Annotated in this window: 18 protein-coding genes; 10 read left to right on the top strand and 8 right to left on the bottom strand. The window is 64.8% G+C overall.

All coding sequences use genetic code 11. From position 1 onward, the window contains the following. Nucleotides 1-35: 35 nt before the first annotated feature. On the top strand, nt 36-2198 hold the full coding sequence (locus tag BFL43_RS21020) for a molybdopterin-dependent oxidoreductase (protein WP_084894407.1): 2163 nt from the start codon (nt 36-38) through the stop codon (nt 2196-2198). A gap of 4 nt (nt 2199-2202) precedes the next feature. Here BFL43_RS21020 and BFL43_RS21025 read toward each other — a convergent pair whose 3' ends face one another. Further along, entirely contained in the window at nt 2203-3729 is a 1527-nt protein-coding gene (locus tag BFL43_RS21025) for an MFS transporter (protein WP_084894409.1), read from the bottom strand. A 69-nt stretch (nt 3730-3798) separates the two neighbouring features. On the opposite strand from BFL43_RS21025, the gene BFL43_RS21030 reads away from it, so the two are divergent. From BFL43_RS21030 to BFL43_RS21045, 4 genes are all read left to right on the top strand, one after another. Continuing rightward, entirely contained in the window at nt 3799-4374 is a 576-nt protein-coding gene (locus BFL43_RS21030) for a TetR family transcriptional regulator (protein ID WP_084894411.1), read from the top strand. A gap of 155 nt (nt 4375-4529) precedes the next feature. Then, complete coding sequence (locus BFL43_RS21035) at nt 4530-5405, top strand: nitrilase-related carbon-nitrogen hydrolase (RefSeq protein ID WP_084894413.1); 876 nt, start codon at nt 4530-4532, stop codon at nt 5403-5405. Nucleotides 5406-5437: 32 nt separating this feature from the next. Continuing rightward, complete coding sequence (gene hydA / locus BFL43_RS21040) at nt 5438-6859, top strand: dihydropyrimidinase (protein WP_084894414.1); 1422 nt, start codon at nt 5438-5440, stop codon at nt 6857-6859. A 40-nt stretch (nt 6860-6899) separates the two neighbouring features. Next, nucleotides 6900-7940, top strand: coding sequence for a TIGR03842 family LLM class F420-dependent oxidoreductase (locus tag BFL43_RS21045; protein WP_084894416.1), 1041 nt, complete (start codon nt 6900-6902; stop codon nt 7938-7940). Between the two features lie 33 nt (nt 7941-7973). On the opposite strand, the gene BFL43_RS21050 is transcribed toward BFL43_RS21045, so the two are convergent. Then, nucleotides 7974-8978: a TauD/TfdA family dioxygenase gene (locus BFL43_RS21050; RefSeq protein ID WP_240498395.1), complete on the bottom strand. Its 1005-nt coding sequence runs from the start codon at nt 8976-8978 to the stop codon at nt 7974-7976. A gap of 175 nt (nt 8979-9153) precedes the next feature. Between BFL43_RS21050 and BFL43_RS21055 the strand changes: the two genes are divergently transcribed. After that, complete coding sequence (locus BFL43_RS21055; protein ID WP_084894417.1) at nt 9154-9609, top strand: VOC family protein; 456 nt, start codon at nt 9154-9156, stop codon at nt 9607-9609. A gap of 28 nt (nt 9610-9637) precedes the next feature. Here the strand turns inward: BFL43_RS21055 and soxR are convergent, their stop codons facing one another. Further along, entirely contained in the window at nt 9638-10114 is a 477-nt protein-coding gene (gene soxR, locus BFL43_RS21060) for a redox-sensitive transcriptional activator SoxR (protein ID WP_084894419.1), read from the bottom strand. 52 nt (nt 10115-10166) lie between these two features. On the opposite strand from soxR, the gene BFL43_RS21065 reads away from it, so the two are divergent. After that, complete coding sequence (locus tag BFL43_RS21065) at nt 10167-10700, top strand: NAD(P)H-dependent oxidoreductase (RefSeq protein ID WP_084894420.1); 534 nt, start codon at nt 10167-10169, stop codon at nt 10698-10700. Between the two features lie 2 nt (nt 10701-10702). Further along, on the top strand, nt 10703-11641 hold the full coding sequence (locus BFL43_RS21070; RefSeq protein WP_084894422.1) for an MFS transporter: 939 nt from the start codon (nt 10703-10705) through the stop codon (nt 11639-11641). Between the two features lie 49 nt (nt 11642-11690). On the opposite strand, the gene BFL43_RS21075 is transcribed toward BFL43_RS21070, so the two are convergent. After that, nucleotides 11691-12560, bottom strand: coding sequence for a universal stress protein (locus BFL43_RS21075; protein WP_084894423.1), 870 nt, complete (start codon nt 12558-12560; stop codon nt 11691-11693). Nucleotides 12561-13218: 658 nt separating this feature from the next. On the opposite strand from BFL43_RS21075, the gene BFL43_RS21085 reads away from it, so the two are divergent. Continuing rightward, nucleotides 13219-13674, top strand: a complete 456-nt coding sequence (locus BFL43_RS21085) for a DUF5994 family protein (protein WP_143695449.1) — start codon at nt 13219-13221, stop codon at nt 13672-13674. Nucleotides 13675-13848: 174 nt separating this feature from the next. Here the strand turns inward: BFL43_RS21085 and BFL43_RS21090 are convergent, their stop codons facing one another. Beyond that, entirely contained in the window at nt 13849-15657 is a 1809-nt protein-coding gene (locus tag BFL43_RS21090; protein ID WP_084894429.1) for an AMP-binding protein, read from the bottom strand. Nucleotides 15658-15802: 145 nt separating this feature from the next. Between BFL43_RS21090 and BFL43_RS21095 the strand changes: the two genes are divergently transcribed. Further along, nucleotides 15803-16606 (top strand): LuxR C-terminal-related transcriptional regulator, encoded by an 804-nt coding sequence (locus BFL43_RS21095; protein ID WP_084894549.1) that lies wholly within the window; start codon nt 15803-15805, stop codon nt 16604-16606. A 32-nt stretch (nt 16607-16638) separates the two neighbouring features. Here BFL43_RS21095 and BFL43_RS21100 read toward each other — a convergent pair whose 3' ends face one another. The 3 genes from BFL43_RS21100 to BFL43_RS29580 are packed head-to-tail and all read right to left on the bottom strand — an operon-like array spanning nt 16639 to nt 19366. Further along, the gene (locus BFL43_RS21100) at nt 16639-17562 is read right to left on the bottom strand and encodes an NAD-dependent epimerase/dehydratase family protein (RefSeq protein ID WP_084894431.1); all 924 of its coding nucleotides are present in this window, start codon (nt 17560-17562) and stop codon (nt 16639-16641) included. Further along, nucleotides 17559-19193, bottom strand: a complete 1635-nt coding sequence (locus tag BFL43_RS21105) for an ABC transporter ATP-binding protein (RefSeq protein WP_240498396.1) — start codon at nt 19191-19193, stop codon at nt 17559-17561. The genes BFL43_RS21100 and BFL43_RS21105 overlap by 4 nt, the downstream gene beginning before the upstream one ends. Further along, the gene (locus tag BFL43_RS29580) at nt 19136-19366 is read right to left on the bottom strand and encodes a hypothetical protein (RefSeq protein WP_240498397.1); all 231 of its coding nucleotides are present in this window, start codon (nt 19364-19366) and stop codon (nt 19136-19138) included. The genes BFL43_RS21105 and BFL43_RS29580 overlap by 58 nt, the downstream gene beginning before the upstream one ends. Nucleotides 19367-19377: the final 11 nt, after the last annotated feature.

The raw sequence follows: 19377 nt of genomic DNA on the forward strand, positions 1-19377 counted from the left end.
CCTGAGGTAGCCACGAAGGGCTAGCGTGAGCTGATATGACCCCCATCACCACCCGCAGCGTATGCAACCTCTGTGAGGCGATCTGTGGCCTGCAGGTCACAGTCGACGCGGGCAAGGTCACCGACATCCGTGGAGACAAGGACGATCCACTCTCTCGGGGACACATCTGCCCCAAGGCAACCGCGCTGACCGACCTGCACCTCGACCCGGATCGGCTGCGGACCCCGCTGCGCAAGACCGCGGACGGCGGGTGGGAGGACATCAGCTGGAAAGCCGCCGCTGCCCTGGTCGCCGACAAGATCGTCTCGACCCAGGAGCGGTATGGGCGCGGTGGCGTCGCCGTGTACACAGGTAACCCGAACGTGCACAGCCTGGGATTCGTCACCCATGGCCTACCGTTCCTCGGCGCGGTGGGCACCCGAAACATGTTCTCGGCCACCTCCGCCGATCAGCTACCGATCCAGCTGACCGCACATCTGATGTACGGACATCAGTTGCAGATTCCGATTCCCGACCTCGATCACACCGAGCACCTGCTCATCATCGGCGCCAACCCCGTCGTGTCGAACGGGTCGATGATGACGGCGCCGGACTTCCGCAACCGGATGCGTGAGCTGCGTCGCCGCGGCGGCACAGTGGTGGTGGTCGACCCGCGCCGCACCGAAACCGCCGCCATCGCCGACGAGCACCACTACGTACGACCCGGGACCGACGCGGCCCTTCTGCTCGCAGTGCTTCATGTGCTGGTGCACGAGGTGGGCCTCGACGACAAGCGCATCGGGCATCTTCCCCTCGCCGGACTCGACGAGGTCACGACCGCCTGCCACAGCACGACGCCCGAGTGGGCAGCACCCATCACCGGCGTCGATGCCGACGACATCCGTACGATCGCCACGGATTTCGCGGCAGCCGACCGCGCGGTCGCCTACGGGCGGATGGGCGTCTCCACCCAGCAGTTCGGCACCCTGTGCCAGTGGGCGATCCAGACCATCAACGCCGTGACCGGCAACCTCGACCGGGTCGGCGGCGCCCTGTTGACCGATCCCGAGATCGACCTCGTGGCACGCAAACTCAGCGGCCGTGGACATTTCGACAAGTGGCGCAGTCGAGTTCGCGATCTCCCTGAGTTCGGCGGCGAGCTCCCGGTCTCGACGCTGGCCGACGAGATCTCCACGCCGGGCAAGGGCCAGATCAAGACGTTGATCACCGTGGCCGGGAACCCCGTGTCATCGTCACCCGGCGGCGGTGGCCTCGACAAGGCTCTCGCCGACTTGGATTTCATGGTGTCCATCGACTTCTACGTCAACGAGACCACTCGGCATGCCGACCTCATCCTGCCGCCGACGATGATCTTCGAGCGCGACCACTACGATCTGATCTTCCATCAACTCGCAGTACATAATTCGGCCCGATTCTCCCCTGCCGTCGTCGAGAAGTCGGCGGGCGCCAAACACGATTGGGAGATCTTCCGCGACCTGACCCTGGCGATCGCACGCCGTCGGGGGACCTCGCATGGTTCCGGTATCAGTGGCCTACGGAGCCGAGCTGCAGCGCTGCCGGGCCAGGTCAAGTCGACGGCCCGCTTGCGTGCGACGCCCCGCACCCTTCTCGGACTACTGCTGCGCACCGGACCCGGCGACCTCACGTTGCGGGCACTGCTCCGGTCACCGTCCGGGGTGGATCTCGGCCCACTCCGGCCCGGGCTGCGGCGCAAGCTGGTCGCCAACTCCGGTGTGGTGCAACTGGCTCCGCCACTGATACTGGCGGATCTGAATCGTCTGCACACCGATCTCGTCAGTATCGCCGAGGGGCAGCTCCTTTTGATCGGACGCAGGCACCTGCGGTCGAACAACTCATGGATGAACAATTCGCCCAGACTGTCGAAGGGCCAGGCGCGACACCACCTGTTGATGCATCCGAAGGACCTCGCAGGATGCGGGCTGAGTACGGGCGATCGCGCGGTGCTGCATTCCCGCGCAGGCAGCGTCACGGTGACGGTCGCCGAGACCGACGACATCATGCCCGGTGTGGTCAGCCTGCCCCACGGCTTCGGGCAGCGGCGGTCCGGTGTTCGCCTGGCCGTCGCCGGTCAGGTCGATGCACCATCGGCCAACGATGTCACCGACCCCATGCACCTCGACACGGTCTCCGGCAACGCCGTCCTCAACGGCGTGCCGGTGACCGTGACCGCGGTCTGACTCGTCAGCCCATGTGAGCAGCCGTCATCGACTGCAGCTCATCTTTTTTCACCCGGACGAGGATCAGCGCCACCGGTGTGGCGAGGATCAGCAACCCGGCTGCCCAGGCGAAGGCCGTGGTGTAACCGGCAACCTCGGCGGCGATGAACGCCGTCGGGCCCTCGGTGATCGGATTCGCCGAGAATGAATCGGCTTTCGCCGAGGTGTAGACGGTCGTCAGCAACGCAGTACCCAGCGCACCGCCCACCTGCAGCGTCGCACTGGAGAGCGCACTGGCGGCACCGGCATCGTGGTTCGGCACCCCGATCAGGGCCACATTCTGCATCGGGACCATCAGCAGGCCCATGCCGAAGCCGAACACTGCCAGGCCCGGGAAGACTCCGGTCCAGTAGGAGCTGTCGACGTCGATCTGCGCGAGCAGCAGAAGGCCGGCAGCCGCGACCACGGGGCCGATGGCCAGCGGGATCCGCGCTCCGACGGTGACAGTCAGCCGCGCCGCCAGTCCCGAGGCGAGCACGATGAAGACGGTGATCGGCAGACATGCGACACCCGCCATCATCGGGCTGAACTCGAGGATCGCCTGCAGGTAGATCGCGAGATACAAGGTGCTGCCGATGATCGCGACCCCGGCGAGTGTGATGCCGATCAGCGCGGCGCCGCGGTTGCGGTCCCACGGAACGGACAGCGGCAGCAGGGGGTTCGCGGACCGATGCTCGACGATCACGAACGCGGTGAGGACGGCCAGACCACCGATGATGAAGCCGAGCGTGTCGGGTTCGAGCCAGCCGTGTTCTGCGCGCGTGAAGCCGTACACGAGCGAGCCCAGACCGATGGCGACGAGCAGCGCGCCCGGGAGGTCATAACTGGTGTCGCCGTGCGCCTTCGTCTCGACGATGACCGGGACCGCAGCCGCGATGGCGATGGCGGCGATGGGGATGTTGACGAGCAGGCACCAGCGCCAGTCGACGTACTGCGTCAACGCACCACCCAGCAGCAGCCCGATTGCGGCGCCACCACCGGAGATCGCGCCGTAGACGGCAAAGGCCTTTGCGCGCTCGGCACTTCGGGTGAACGTGGTGGTGAGGATCGCCAGCGCGGCCGGGGCAACCAGAGCCGCGAACACGCCCTGGCCGGCCCGCGCGATGAACAGTTCGATCCCGTTCTGCGCGATGCCGCCGACACCGGACATCACCGCGAAACCGACCATGCCGACAACAAAGGAGCGCTTGCGCCCCCAGTAGTCGGCGATCCGCCCGCCGAGCAACAGCAACGCGCCGAATGCGAGGGCGTACGAGGTCACCACCCACGCGCGGTCGCCGTCCCCGATTCCCAGTTCGGCCTGGGCGTCGGGTAGGGCGATGGAGACGATGGTCGCGTCCAGAACCACCATCAGCTGCGCGAGCGCAACGATGGTCAGGACGAGCCACCGTCGCCGGTGGTTCGGGTTGTCCTGGTGGTCCGGAGTATCCAGGTCGGGGTCGAGCTGCGCCGGTTCCGTGCTCACCGGGGCGTCAGAAGGAGAAGAAGTCACGAGGAGAAAAGGTATGCCACCTCGACCCCAAAGTCAAACGAACTAGTTCGTTTGGTTAGGCTGTGAGGCATGAGCGTCAAAGACGTCAGTGCGACCAAGCAGCGAATCATCGATGCGGCCCGCGCGGAATTCGCCGATCACGGCCTGGCCGGAGCGCGCATCGATCGGATCGCGACCACCGCCAAGGCGAGCAAGGAGCGGCTCTACGCGTACTACGGCGACAAGGAATCGCTGTTCCACGCGATCCTCGATGACGACTTCGGCCGATTCCTGAACGCCGTCCCCTTCGACGCGGACGATCTGCCGGGATATGCGGTCACGCTCTTCGACGACCTGCGCGCCACCCCCCACGTTCAACGACTGATGCTCTGGGGCCAGCTTCAGGGGCAGGCGGCCCGGATCAGGCAACAGTCCGATGCAAACCCGCAGTGGAACGCGCGCCTCGAAGCGGTTCGGGAATCCCAGGCCTCGCGGGTGATCGGCGCGTCCTGGGATCCGGCCGACGTGCTTTCGGTGATCTTCGGAATCGTGTCGAGTTGGGTCGTCACGCCCGGCTCCGACGGGAACGCCGACCTCGATCCCGACGTCCTCGAGACGAGACGTGCGATCGTCAGAGAATCCGTCGCGAGCATCCTGCGCGGGTGATCACAAGCTCACCCGTGGTCACAGTTCCGTAGTCAGGGTTTTCCGCAGTTACAGTTTTCCGGCCCCTACTGTTTTCCGGCCCTTACATTTTTCCGGCCCTTACATTTTTCACCGAAGCAATCGCACGGAAACGTTGCCGCGAGCATCATCGACTGATGAGCGCACACGACACCGGCGGTTCGGATCCGGGTCGCACCTCGGTGCGGGCTGCCATCGTCCAGACCAACTGGACCGGCGATCGCGAATCGATGGTCGCCGCACACATCGCCTACGCCCGCGACGCCGCGGCTGCGGGCGCAAAGATCATCGGCTTTCAGGAAGTGTTCAACGCACCCTATTTCTGTCAGGTGCAAGACTCGAAGTATTACGATTTCGCGGAGTCCATCCCCGGCCCGACCATCGACACTTTCTGCGCGCTCGCAAAGGAATTGGCGATGGTGATGGTGGTCCCCATCTACGAGCGTGAACAAGACGGGTTTCTCTACAACACCGCGGCGGTGATCGATGCCGACGGCACCCTGCTCGGCAAATACCGCAAGCACCACATCCCTCAGGTGAACGGATTCTGGGAGAAGTTCTACTTCAAACCAGGCAACCTCGGCTGGCCCGTCTTCGATACCGCGGTCGGGAAGGTGGGTGTGTACATCTGTTACGACCGCCACTTCCCCGAGGGCTGGCGAGCCCTGGGATTGGCGGGCGCACAGATCGTCTTCAACCCGTCGGCCACCAGCCGCGGCTTGTCCAGCTATCTGTGGAAGCTCGAGCAACCTGCGGCGGCCGTCGCGAACGAGTACTTCATCGCGGCGATCAACCGGGTGGGCGTCGAGTCCGAGTACGGCGACGACGACTTCTACGGCACAAGCTATTTCGTCGACCCGGAAGGAAAGTTCGTCGGTGATGTCGCTTCTGACCAGGATCCGGAACTGGTTGTCCGCGACCTCGACCTGAGTCTGATCAGAACTGTGCGCGACCGATGGGCGTTTTATCGAGATCGTCGACCCGACGCGTACGGAAGCCTCATCGAACCCTGAGCAGGACAACCGCCTACACCCCAGGAGTAGCTGTGCCGACCACATTCATCCACGGCGGCACCGTCGTGTCGCCCACCGGTAGCCAACTGCTCGATGTCCTGATCGACAACGGCACCATCGTGGCTGTGCTGCAACCGGGCTCGACGGCACTGGCCGCCGACCTGACCAGCTCGGCCGACACCACGATCGATGCCACCGGTAAATACGTGATTCCCGGCGGAGTGGACGGTCACACCCACATGGAGATGCCGTTCGGCGGCACGTTCGCCTCTGACACCTTCGAGACGGGCACGCGGGCGGCGGCCTGGGGCGGCACCACCACCATCGTCGACTTCGCGGTCCAGAACCCCGGGATGCGAGTACAGGACACCGTCGCGGCCTGGCATGAGAAGGCAGCAGGTAACTGCGCGATCGACTACGGCTTCCATCAGATCATGGGCGGTGTCGATGCCGACTCACTCAAGGGCATGGCCGAGCTGGTGAACGAAGGGATCACGAGCTTCAAGCTCTTCATGGCCTACCCGGGCGTCTTCTACTCCACCGACGGCCAGATCTTGCGGGCCATGCAGGAGGCCGCCGACCTCGGGGCACTGCTGATGATGCACGCCGAGAACGGCATCGCCATCGACGTGCTGGTCGAGCAGGCGCTCGCGCGCGGCGACACCTCACCCTACTTCCACGGGACATCGCGGGCGTGGCAGCTCGAGGAAGAGGCGACGCATCGGGCGATCATGCTCGCCCAGCTGACCGGGGCCCCGCTCTACATCGTCCATGTGTCGGCCAAACAGGCCCTGGCCCAGATCGCGGAAGCCCGGGGTAAAGGACAGAACGTCTTCGGCGAAACATGTCCCCAGTACCTCTACCTCTCACTCGAAGAGCAGCTGGGCGCACCAGGTTTCGAGGGTGCGAAATGGGTGTGTTCCACCCCGCTGCGCTCCCGGGAGGAGGGACATCAGGACGAGCTGTGGCGTTACATCCGAACCGGCGATGTCGCGACCGTCGCCACCGATCACTGCCCGTTCTGTATGAAGGGCCAAAAAGACATGGGCATCGGCAATTTTGCCAACATCCCGAACGGGATCGGATCGGTGGAACATCGCATGGATTTGATGTTCCAGGGCGTCAAAGACGGCCGGATCTCACTCGAGCGCTGGGTCGACGTCTGCGCGACGACACCGGCGAAGATGTTCGGGATGTACCCCCGCAAAGGCATCATCTCCCCCGGCGCCGATGCCGACCTCGTGATCTACGACCCCAACGGACACACCAGTATCGGGCTCGAGAAGACGCACCACATGAACCTGGACTACTCGGCCTACGAGGGTTACGAGATCGACGGACACGTGGACACCGTCCTCTCGAAGGGCTCGGTGATCATCGACCAAGGTGATTACCTGGGAACCAAGGGACACGGCAGCTTCATCAAACGCGGCCTGTCCCAGAACCTGATCTGACGAAACCGCACCCGATTCACAGACCTGCACCGGGAGAACAATGGATATCGGAGTTGTACTGCAATGTGATCCACCCGCCCTCCGGCTTGTCGACCTCGCCGTCCGTGCCGAGGCCCTCGGGTTCTCGCATGTGTGGACCTTCGACTCACACCTGCTCTGGCAGGAACCGTTCGTGATCCACTCGGCCATCCTCGGAGCGACCAGGAAGGTCACGGTCGGGCCCATGGTCACCAATCCGGCCAATCGCGACTGGACCGTCATCGCAAGCACTTTCGCGACCCTGAACGATCTGTACGGAAACCGCAGCATCTGCGGTATCGGCCGCGGCGACTCCGCCGTGCGGACCCTCAACGGCAAACCGGCGACCCTCGCGACGTTGCGCGAGGCCATTCATGTGATCCGGGAACTGGCCAATTCACGTTCCGCGGACTACGGCGGTCGCCGGCTCCGCTTCCCGTGGAGCCACGGTTCTGAACTCGAACTCTGGGTGGCCGCGTACGGACCCAAGGCCCTCGAACTGACCGGCCGGGTCGCCGATGGGTACATCTTGCAACTGGGCGACCCCGACATCGCGGCCTGGACCATCGGCCGGGTCCGGGCCGCGGCCGAAGCCGCAGGCCGCGATCCGATGGCGATCAAATTCTGCGTGGCCGCTCCGGCGTACGTGACCACGGACAACAGCCCCGAGTCGATGGCGTTGGCCCGCGATCAGTGTCGCTGGTTCGGCGGGATGGTGGGTAATCACGTCGCCGATCTGGTGAAGCGTTACGGCACCGAGGGTGAGGTCCCCGCCGCGCTCACCGACTACGTCGTCGGCAGGGCCGGGTACGACTACAACGACCACGGCAAGGTCGGCACGTCGCACACCGACTACGTGCCCGACGAGATCGTCGACAGGTTCTGCATTCTCGGCACCCCGGCCGACCACCTCGCCAAACTTGCCGTGCTCCGCGAGATCGGGGTCGATCAGTTCGCCGTGTACCTCCAACACAACGACAAGCGGGCCACGCTGGAATCCTATGGGGAGAACATCATCCCGGCGCTGCACCCACCCGTTCAGGCGATCGAGGACATCGCCTGACGAGCGCAGCGGACACGCGGGAGTGGTCGTCGGTCAGCAACCCTCACTCTCGATGATCGGGGATCCCTCGAGCCTCGCGAAGCGCGAGACCGCGAGGTTGCACAGGCCCTGCAGCCGGCACAGCCAGCGGTCGGTGCCATCCCACCTCGCAGCAAAAGAACTGCGGCCGTGGATGGCTCGGCTGTTGTCGATGATGAACAGGTCCCCGGGGCCGAGCACGACCTCACTGCGATGCGTCGCCCACACGCCTTTGACTGCAGCCAGCGCGGCCGCGTGCTGGGGGCTGTCTGTCGACATGAGGTCTTCGTCGTACGTGATGACCGGATCATTCCATGAACCGCTGAGCACCGGGATGGGTCCGCGGACCTCGTCGGGCACACCACCGTCGACGAACGAGCCGTCGACGCGTGTGTAGAAGACCGGATCGCGTAACAACCGGGCTGTCTCGGCGGGCAACTGTCGCTGGAGTTCGCGGGCGGAGAGCAGGTACGTCGCGGCACTGGGGTCACCCCGCAGGCAGCCCAGTGCGATGAAGTCCGGACGTGAACTCATGTTGTGGCACTGCTCGGTGTGACTCTCCAGGTCCACTGCGCTTCCGGTAGAGGTCTGCCGACTCTGATGGCTGCGGATCGGCACCAGGGTTTGGACGAGTTCTCCACGACATTCCGGCCGGTAGCCGACGAGGTGCACGATGCTCGAGAGCAACACCGCCGACTGCTTGGCCATCTCGGTGCGACGGGTGAGGGCATCGACCGGGGAGTCCGGCGTCGACGAGATGGCGCCGACCTCGAGTCCGCTGAGCAACAGACCACCGTCGCCATCGACCAGGAAATCGAGCAGCAGTTCACGAACGGCTGCCGGCAGTAGCGCCGCAGCGAGTCGTGCCTGCCTGGCGAAGGCCTGCGGGTCGGCCAGGGAGTCAGCGTGGACATTCTGCGCGATCATGCCGATGACCTGCTGATATTCGTCCACCGAGACGTGCTTGACGGTGGGCCAGGACGTTCCTGGGTTCCATCCTGGATTCGATTGTGCACTCATCATGAGATTGCCCTCCGATCCGTAGGTCGACGCAGTACCAACAGCGTAATGCGCAACACGGTGTCGCACATCGCAACAAAAGCGGCAATTTGATCACTGCGATGAGTTTTCGAGGGCGGTGCGGTCTATCTACCAGCAATGCCGCACTGACCCGACTCGAGCTGAGGAGCCCGCCATGACCGAGATCATCCCGTCACTCTGGTTCAACCAGAACATCGAAGACGCCATGAAGCTGTACACGGAGACATTTCCCGATTCATCGATCGACAACGTCACCCGCAACGACGGCGCCGTGTTCTCGGCGGAGTTCACGGTGTCCGGCCAGAAGTTCATCGGCATCAACGCCGGCCCGGAGTTCACTTTCACCGAGGCGGTCTCGTTCACCGTCACCTGCTCATCCCAGGACGAGGTCGACTATTACTGGAACACTCTCACTGCAGGCGGCGAAGAGTCCCGGTGCGGCTGGCTCAAAGACCGCTTCGGATTGAGCTGGCAGATCGTCCCCACCCGGCTCTACGAGCTGATCTCGGATCCCGATCCCGCCCGGGCCAAGGGCGCTCTGGATGCCATGATGACCATGGACAAGCTGATCATCGCCGACCTCGAGGCCGGCGCAGACGCCGCCGGCTGAGATCTGTTGCAGAGCAGGTGATCGGGCGCTAGTCCGCCTGCTCGAGTTTGCGTTCACACGTATCGGTGAGCAGCCTGTTCGAGCCGAGCCCCTGTTGAGCGTAGGCGTCTTCGGGGTTCAGCAGATGGCACGCCTTCATCGACAGGCAGCCACAACCGACGCAGGAGTCCATGAGGTCGCGCATCCGCTGCAACAGCGCGATCCGTTCGTCGAGGTCGTCGACCCAGCGCTGCGATGCCTTGTGCCACATCGACTTGGTCGGTGACTCGTGCTCACCGAGCGCCTCCAGTACCGACCCGATGGTGGCCAACGGGATTCCTGCAGCCTGGGATGCCCTGATGAAGGCCACACGCCGGAGCATCGCACGGTGATATCGCCGCTGATTCCCGGTGGTGCGCCGACTGAAGATCAGGCCACGGTCCTCGTAGTACCGCACGGCGGACGGCGCCACCCCGGCCCGGATCGCCAGCTCCCCGACTGTCATCTCCAACTTTTTCAACGCCATGCGCACAGGGTACTTGACTTCAAGTTCACTTGAACTTGAATACTCAGGAACCATGACACCGACACATCTGAAGTTCGTACTGATCATCGCGAGTGTGCGCGTCGGCAGGATCGGGCCGAGCGTCGCGCGGTGGTTCCTCGACCAGTTACCTCCAGAGGGCATGGAGTTCGACGTCGTCGACCTCGCCGAACCCACCGGAACGGCCACCACCAGACTGCTCGATCACGCTGATGGATTCGTGGTCGTCACCCCGGAGTACAACCATTCCTACCCCGGTGAACTCAAGGTTCTGATCGACGCCCATCGCACAGAGTGGAAGCACAGGCCGGTCACCTTCGTGTCCTACGGTGGCATGTCCGGTGGTTTACGAGCGGTCGAACATCTCCGCACGGTGTTCGCAGAGCTCTACATGGTGGGAACCCGCAACGGTGTGGTCATCCACATGCCATGGGAGCACCTCGATGACGGGACACTCACCCTCGGCGACACCGCTGCCGATTCGGCACGGCAGGCCATGGACGAATTGGTCTGGTGGGCAGAATTGTTGAAGCCCGAACGTCCCGTCGCCGCGCGTGGGGTGGCGTGAGGATGAACCGACTGGCTAAGCAGGTCGCAGCGATACTCGCTCTCGGCACTCTCATGGTCGGCGCACTGCTCGTCTTCGGTCTCTCCCGGGCCGGCGACCACGGCGACCCACTGACCCCGCAGGTGCTGGTGCCGGGGGCGCTCGGCGTCGGACTGCTCGCGCTGTTCGCCCTCCGCACCACCAGGTCGGCACGACCTCTGCTCGATCTTCGCCTGCTCCAGCGACGTTCGCTGGCCGTCGGTGCGACGAGCATGCTCCTCGTCGGTGGGGCGTACTTCGGCTCGATGATGATCCTGCCGATCTACGTGCAGGCGGCCCGGGGCGACAGTGCCACCGTCGCAGGTCTGCTCATGATCGGCCAAGCCCTGACCACGGGCATCGTGGTGCAGATCGCTACGCGGTTGGTCGACCGGATCGACCCACGAAAGATCGTCTGGTTCGGCATCGGCGCCACTGTGGTCGCCATGTCGCTGATGACGTCGGTGCTCGCTGCCGATACGTCGTACGTCGCGATTGCGGGTATTGGCATCCTGATGGGTGTCGGCATCGGTTCGACGTTCATGCCGATCATGACCGCTGCCCTGCGGGGTATCACCGGCCCCGACCTCGCGTCGGGCACCACCATCCTCACCACCGGCAACCAGTTCGCCGCAGCGATCGGCGCAGCGGCGAGCGCCACGCTACTGACCGCCTACTTCAACAGCCGGGTACCCGTCCTCGACGACGGCGGCATGGCGGCGGCACTCGGACTCCCCGATGTGGAGCGGCTGGTGGCCGCGCCCGGACTGGCGGGCGCGGTCGCCGACACCTACGTCCTCACGGTGGGAATGCTGATTGCCGGATTCGGTGTCTCACTGCTCTTACCGAAGTCAGGTGCAATCCCGGGACCCGACACGCCACAGGGGTCGACACAGGCGATGGCCTCGGACGCCGCCGGGTAGACAGACCGCTCGCCGCCTGCCGAAGATCGACAGGCGGCGAGCGGGGGTCTCATTCGTGGGGGGTCTTGACGACCAGCACCGGGCAGGTCGCCTTGTGCAGAACCGCCTGGCTGGTGGATCCGAGCAGCAAACCCTTGAACCCACCGCGTCCCCGGCTGCCGACAACCAGCAGCTGCGCGTCTTTGGCGTGTTCCACCAGTTGCGCGGCCGGGCCATCCGGCACGATGATCCGCTCCACCTCGACGTCCGGATAATCGGAGCCGAACCCGGCGACGCGTTCGGCCACCACTTCCTGGGCCTCATCTGCCAGCCGCTGAAGCTGCTGCGGCTCGAGTCCGTATCCGTAGAGCGCGTCCGACGACAGATCGGTCCAGGTATGGACCACCCGCACGCCCGTGCCCAGCTCCGCCGCGTAGGCAAAAGCGGCTTTGAGAGCCCCTTCACTCAGCGGCGAGCCGTCGACGCCCACCACGACCGGGCCCTGACCGCCGGTCCCGGCATGGACCAGCACCGGACTCTTGGCGTGGGCGGCCAGATGGACCCCGACGGAGCCGAGGAACAGCCCACGCACACCGCCCAGCCCGCGGCTGCCGACCACGACCAGGTCTGCCTCTTCCGATTCCGCGATCAGCAGCGAACCCGGACGGCCTTCCTGCGCCTTGACCTTCACCTTCACATCGGGTGCGACCTCGGCGACAGCGGCGGCCGCCTTCTTCACGTTCGCTTCGGCCTCGGCGCGAATGACATCGATGACGTCCTGCGGGATCACCAGCGCGGGGGCATACGCAGCGGTCTGCGTCTCGTACGCACCGAGCACAGACAGCGATTTACCCTGCCGTTTGGCGGTTTTCGCTGCCCAGATCACTGCCTCGAGAGCAGATTCCGAACCGTCGAACCCGACCACAATCGTTGAGCTCACCTTTGAACCTCCTTGTCAACGTTCCCCACCAATGCTTTCGCTCATGCGTGAACACGTCAATGCGACAGGCACGTCTACTGCGACACATCTGGGTGAACGTTTCTGTGGCGAGAGGGGCTCGCGACAACCGATCGGCGTGGCACGTAAGCCCGTTACCACCAGGGACAACCGGTTACCCGTACACTTGAGGGGTCGGACACATTCACCGGCCGGCAACTTTCCCACAGAGACTCACGCGGTGAGCTCCGGGAAGGCCGGGTTCGGATGGGCGATGCAACCACGCGAGCGGCAACGAAAGGCCGATCCTCACCGCTGCGGCGCTGACCAGACCCGGTTTCGGGCCCGAGGCAGCAACTGGTTTCACCCGGCGACACAGATATCTCCCACCCGGCCGTCAGAGCGAGACACCACTCCCTGACCGCCCGGCACATACTTCGAGCGTCACGCGGCGTTCACTGCAGGAAGAAGACAACAACATGCAAGATCGAGATCTTTTCTCTCACCCCGAACGTAGTCACTCCGAAGACCCCCAGAAAGCCGCCGATTCCGGCCGGATACCGCAACCTGTGTTCTCCGACCTGGTGACCGATCCGGCCGCGAAACGGCAAGAAGCTCCGTCGGTATCGGTTTCGGACCGGGTCTGACAATGAGCAAACCGATGTCGGCGCCTATACGCTTCACCCTCGCAACTGAACGGGGCGCCAACATCGACGGAGCCTGGTGGCCGGAGACGGCTCGGGTGGGCAACGAACTGCCTCTGCTGGTCAGCGCCCTCAACCCGCTGCTGGGGGTCGTTCGGGACGTCTCCGTCAACTGGACGCGCTCCGACTCTTTTCCCGATCTCGACGCCGTGGACTACGACGGCATCAGGAACTCCCTGATCCCGGTGGCGCAGCGAATCATTTCGTTGACCGGATTGAAGAGAACTGCCACTCTGCTCGTCATCCCCTACCGCACGTCGTCGGCTCTGGCCGTGGCAATTCTGAGAGAAACCGCCGGAATTGCCTCCGCCGGAAACTCGTCGGCCAAGGCTCGCGTCTCAGCTCGTCGAATCGTGCGTGAGGCGACGAAACAACTATGCGGCACGGTGATCACTGCCAAAACGCCGTCCTGACGTTTTTCGCCCTACCGATGGCATCACAATTTGCTCTCAGTGAGCACGCCGCCGCCTGACACAAGTACGCGCCACGTACGCGCATTCGCGCCAGGTGCAACTGGCGCGAACGTCGGCACGTGGCGCGAATTCGGCCGGGGGACAACGTCGTGCACCTCATAGACCCTGCCGGGTTCACCGTTTTCTGAGCAAGAAGCGCTGCACCTTTCCGCTCGGCGTCTTGGGCAATGCGTCGATGAAATGAACCCTGCGTGGATAGGCGTGGGCAGCGAACTTCTTCTTGACGAGTTGCTGCAACTCCGCCTCGAGTTCAGGTGATCCGCTGCCCGAATTGCGCAGCACGACATGAGCTTCGAGCACCTCCCCGCGCAGTTCGTCGACATTTCCCACGACGGCCGCCTCGACCACATCCTCATGCATGACGAGGACGCTCTCGACGTCGAACGGGCCGATCCGGTATCCCGCCATGATGATCACGTCATCGTCTCGCGAGGAGAAATAGAAGAACTCGTCCGCATCGGCGGCACCGGAATCGCCGGTGAGGTACCAGCGGCCATCCTCGGTGTACCGCTCTGCTGTTTTCTCGGGGGCGTCAACGTATCCCGAGAACCAGAGCAGCTCACTGGCCGAGGTGTCGATGGCCACCCGGCCGACGGCACCCACCGGGGCAAGATCGTTCGAATCCTCCTGCAGTACCGCGGCCGACCACCCCGGTAAAGCTCGCCCCATCGATCCGGCGGGCACGTCGGCACGCAATTCGTCGTGCCAGGCGTTGACGATGAACATGCCGTGCTCGGTCTGACCGTAATGGTCGCGAACCGCCACGCCAAGGGTGTCGACGGACCAGCTGACGACATCTGGCGTCAGCGGTTCACCGGCAGAAGAGGCCCGCCGAAGGCGGATCTCCGGGACAGGACCGTCGCCCGCGCGCAGAGCGCGATACACCGTCGGCGCAGCAGCGAAATTGGTGACACCGAACTCGTCGAGAACCCGCCGGGTCAGGGCGGGTGAGAATCCCGCGTGCAGGAACAACGATCGTGTTCCGGCGGCCATCGGCCCGAGCAAAGCGTAGTAGAGGCCGTAAGCCCAGCCGGGATCGGCGGCGTTCCAGAAGACGTCACCGGGACGGACGTCGAGGCCGAATTCCTGATAGGCGTGGAACGATGCGAGGGCGCGTACCGGCACCGGAACTCCCTTGGGGGTTCCGGTCGTCCCACTGGTGAACAGCTCGACGAGCAGCCCGTCTCCGCCGACGGTGGCCGCGACACCGGCGGGATCGTCGGCCTCGTGGGCGTCGATCAGCGCCGACAGCTCGAGATGGTCTCCGGTCGACGGCCCGGTCGAACTGGTCGAGCTCCGCTCCGCTCCGTCTCCGGTCGAACTGGTCGAGCTCCGCTCCGCTCCGTCTCCGGTCGAACTGGTCGAGCTCCGCTCCGCTCCGTCTCCGGTCGAACTGGTCGAGCTCCGCTCCGCTCCGTCTCCGGTCGAACTGGTCGAGCTCCGCTCCGCTCCGTCTCCGGCCGAGATGACGCGCCACGGTGCGTCCGCAGGCATGTCCTCGCCGGCCGCGAGCTTGGGCAGCTGATCGAGGTCAGAGATCACGACCTTGGCGCCACTGGCCTGCAAGCGAAACGCGATGGCCGGTGGTGCGAACGCCGTGAACAACGGGACGTACACCGCGCCTCGTCGCCAGATCCCCAGTGCGGCGACGACGAGGTCCGCCGACTTGCTCATCAGGGTCGCCACCCGGTCCCCCGGTTCGACGCCGAGTCCCGCGAGCGCCGCGGCGAATCGAGTGGACTGCTCGCGCAGGTGCCCATAGGTCAGATCGAGCGACACCAGGTCACCGGCAGCGTCGGTCTCGATGACGGTGAATGCCACCGCGTCGGCCGGATGACGATCACACAGCAGGTCGGCTGCCGACGCATCCGGGCGGTCGTACTGCGCGAGCAATTCGCCGACACGGTCGGTGGTGGTGGGCATGCGGTCCTCAGTTCTCTCGGCGGTCGGTCTCCTAGGTAGGATCCATGTCACAGTTGACCAACCGCTACCCCCGAAAAGGGGTGAGAACGTGACAGGCCGGAATACGTTGCTCCGACCGCGCGACACCGACGCGCTTCGCGACGAGATGCGCCGCCTGTCGAAGGCGCTGGAGGTTCCGGTCCTGTTCGGTGGCGAGGTCCACGCCGGATCGCTGCTCCTGACAGAATTTGCCGGCACGCGGACCAACGGCCTGCGAGGACTGGCCGTCACTTCGCAGTCCGGCCTGGGCGGACGCGTCATCGACCGACTCCGGCCCGCGTCGGTCTCGGACTACCGCAGCGCCGATGCGATCACCCATCACTACGACCGGCCGGTCCTCGGAGAAGGTCTGCGGTCGGTGCTCGCGGTGCCTGTCGTCGTCGACTCCATACCCCGCGCGGTGCTGTACGCCGCGCGTCGGGACCGGGTACCGATGGGCGGGATGACAGCCGACGCGGTGGTCGCGGCGTGCCGGCGATTGGCCACCGAGATCGCCATCAGAGACGAAGTAGACCGCCGCACCGAGATGCTCTCCATCGCTCGGGCCGGTACCCGCGACGCACCCGACCCGGCGACGCTCGAAGAACTTCGGAGCATCCACGCGGGCCTTCGCCAACTCGCAGGCTCACTCGACTCCGTCGCGAACCGGCAGGCACAGGCACTATCTGATCGTCTCGCTCGAGTGATCGGCGGAGACATCGAGATCGAGGATTCGATCTCTCTGTCTCGCAGGGAGATCGATGTCCTCACCCTGGTCGCCGTTGGTTGCTCCAATGTCGAAGCGTCCGCCAGGCTTTCCCTCGGCGCCGAGACGGTGAAGAGCTACCTCCGCAGTGCCATGCGCAAACTGGGTGCACATTCCCGGGCTGAAGCAGTCGCCAATGCCCGCCGCAGGAACCTGCTCCCCTAGGTTGGCGACACAAGCGCACCGTGTGTTCGGTGTCAGCGGCCGCTGCGAATGTGGATGTCCCAGTGGGTCAGTCCGTGTGTCTCGAGGACATCGGTGGTGAACAGCACCGGATCGATCCGATTCTCGGCCGCTTCGACGGCCGCCACCGTCATGGTCGCCGTTGCCTCGGACTGGTTGTGTCCCGAGGTGTGCAGCCATCGCCCGGTGGTCCGGTTGCGTGCCAGCACCGACCACTCGTCGCTGCCCGGCAGATGTACGCGCCTCAGCAACGGACCACCCACCGCCGGACAGAGATTGGCAATTCGCAGTGACATCGTCGCGGCGCCGGAACCCAGCGCCAAGTAGTTCTCCACGAGCCTGCCGTCATCGCCCGCAACGACATGGTCCGGAAAGTCTGCCCTCAGAAAACGCTTCCGGCTGCCGACCGGGCCCTCGAGGGTTCTCGGCCTGGTCAGATTGCGGACCGACTGACCGGAGCCGTCGACAAAGGTCGACCCGAGCAAGCCGACAGTCCACTCGACCGCGGCCCGGCCATGCTTCTCACCCTCACCGAGGGTCAGCGCCACATCCACGTGATCACCCGCTTCGGCAGCAAGCTCGGAGGCCATCAAGGTGCTGAGTCCCGGTGCCAGGCCGACAAACGCCAGAACACCGCCTGCCGCGGGTGCCGCGGCAATTTTCTCCAGATAACCGGACGTGGCACTGATGTCGACGAACCTGGCGTTTCCGGCCTGCTGAGCCAACGCCACATTCTCGAGACCCGACGCATTGATCACCATGTCGACGTCCGCGACCGCCGCTGCGTAAGCCGACGTGTCGGCCGCACCGAGGTCGACCACCCGATCGCCTCCGGCGCCATTGCGACCGACCCGAACGACGTCGTGACCGCGCTCGTCGAGCTTGGTCACGATCCGTGTCCCCACCGCCCCCTTGGCACCGAGAACCGCGATTCTCACCGCGCGACCTCGTCCAATTGCGCAGCGGGGACGTCAAATCCACCGGCATGCACCATGCGGCGATACAGTTCGTCGTTTTTCATCAGATGCTCGTGATCTCCCGTTGCGCGTACCCGACCGGACTCCATCACCACGATCGTATCGGCGTGCCGGACGGTCGAGAGCCGGTGGGCGATGGTGAGGACGGCACCGGATGTGGCCCGATGTTTGATCGATGCCACGATCGCCGCTTCGGTCAGCGTGTCCACCTGCGATGTCGCCTCGTCGAGTAGCAGGATGGGCGATGGACGGATCATGGCACGTGCCATGGCGATACGTTGCCGTTGCCCCCCGGACAGATCGGTGTCACGAATCGGGGTATCGAGCCCCTTCGCCTGCGCCGCGACCACCTCGTCGAGTTGCAGCAGTGAGAGCACCTCTGCGAGTTCGGCATCGGTGGCGTCCGGATGGATGAAACGGAGGTTATCGCCCACCGTGCCGGGCACCAGTGGGGACTCCTGCTCGACGTAGGCGATCCTGGCCCGGACCTCATCGACACCGAGATCCGGGTAAGGAACGTCGTTCAGGCGAATGACTCCGGCCTCGGGCTCGACGAAGCGCAGAACCGCAGAGAACAGCGAGGTCTTTCCCGCTCCGGACGGTCCTACGATGGCCGTGTGCCCGACGGCCGGGACCCGCAGCGTCACGCGGTCGAGGGCAGCGTCGGAATCCGCGCCGTAGCGGACGGTCACCTCATCGAAATCGATCGAAGAGATCTTGTTTGTCGTCGACAATAGTTGTGAGTCAATGACTTTGACTGTTACGGGTTCGGCCTCCAGCGTCTCGAGTTCGCGGATACGCATGGCCGCGGCGATACCGGACTGCACTGCGGTGATGTTGGTGGTCAACTCCCCCACCGGTCCCATCAGGGTGAACGCATAGAGCAGGAATGCGATGAGCGCCGACACCTCGAGAGTTCCCGAATCCACCCGCCAGGCACCGAGCGCCAAGATCGCGATGATGGCGCCCTGCACCCCCGTCCAGGCCACCGTCCATGCGCCGGCCGAGATGCGCACGCCGGCAACGGCATGCAGACGCGCCTGCATCGCGTTCTTTCCGATGAGGGCTCCGATCCGGTTCTCGGCTCCCGCAGCCTTCACCGTGCGTACCGACCTCAGACTCCCTTCCAGCACACCGCCGAGGTGACCCAGCGACTCCTGGGTCAGGGCCTCTGCCTTGGCGATTCGTGGCATCAGAACGGTGAAGATCGCACCGACGATGATGATCGCGGCAAGTGTGACGCCCAGCAGCATCAGGTCGAGGACACCCATCAGAACCACAGTCCCGATCGTCACGCAGGTCGCGTTCACCACCCCCACAGCGGCAGTGGATGCGGCTTCCCTCAGCAGCACGGTGTCGGAGGTGACGCGCGTGACCAGTTCGCCCACCGGACGCGACTGCACAGAGGGCACGGTCGAGCCGAGCAGACGTTTGACGAGGGAGCCGCGGGCGTCGAAGACGATGTGTTCCGCCGTCGTACCGAGCACCACCCACTGGGCCCAGCCGAGAATCGCACCGACCACCAGCAGTGCGATCAGAACCCATACCGGCCTTGCATCGACGCGCCGGTGCCCAGCGAGTCCAGAATCCACTTGGTGACCATCGGCGTCGCGAGGACGGTGGCCGACCCACACAGCGCCAAGGCCAGACCCAGCAGAATCGAGCGCCGGTGCGGCCGCGCGAAACCGACCAGCACTTTCGCATTTCGCAGTCCACCGGCCTCGGTCATGGGTGTCGGACCGCGCCGATCTATGGAAGTTTCCACCCCCGTAGTGG

The sequence above is a fragment of the Williamsia sp. 1135 genome (assembly GCF_002095395.1).
Lineage (GTDB): Bacteria > Actinomycetota > Actinomycetes > Mycobacteriales > Mycobacteriaceae > Williamsia.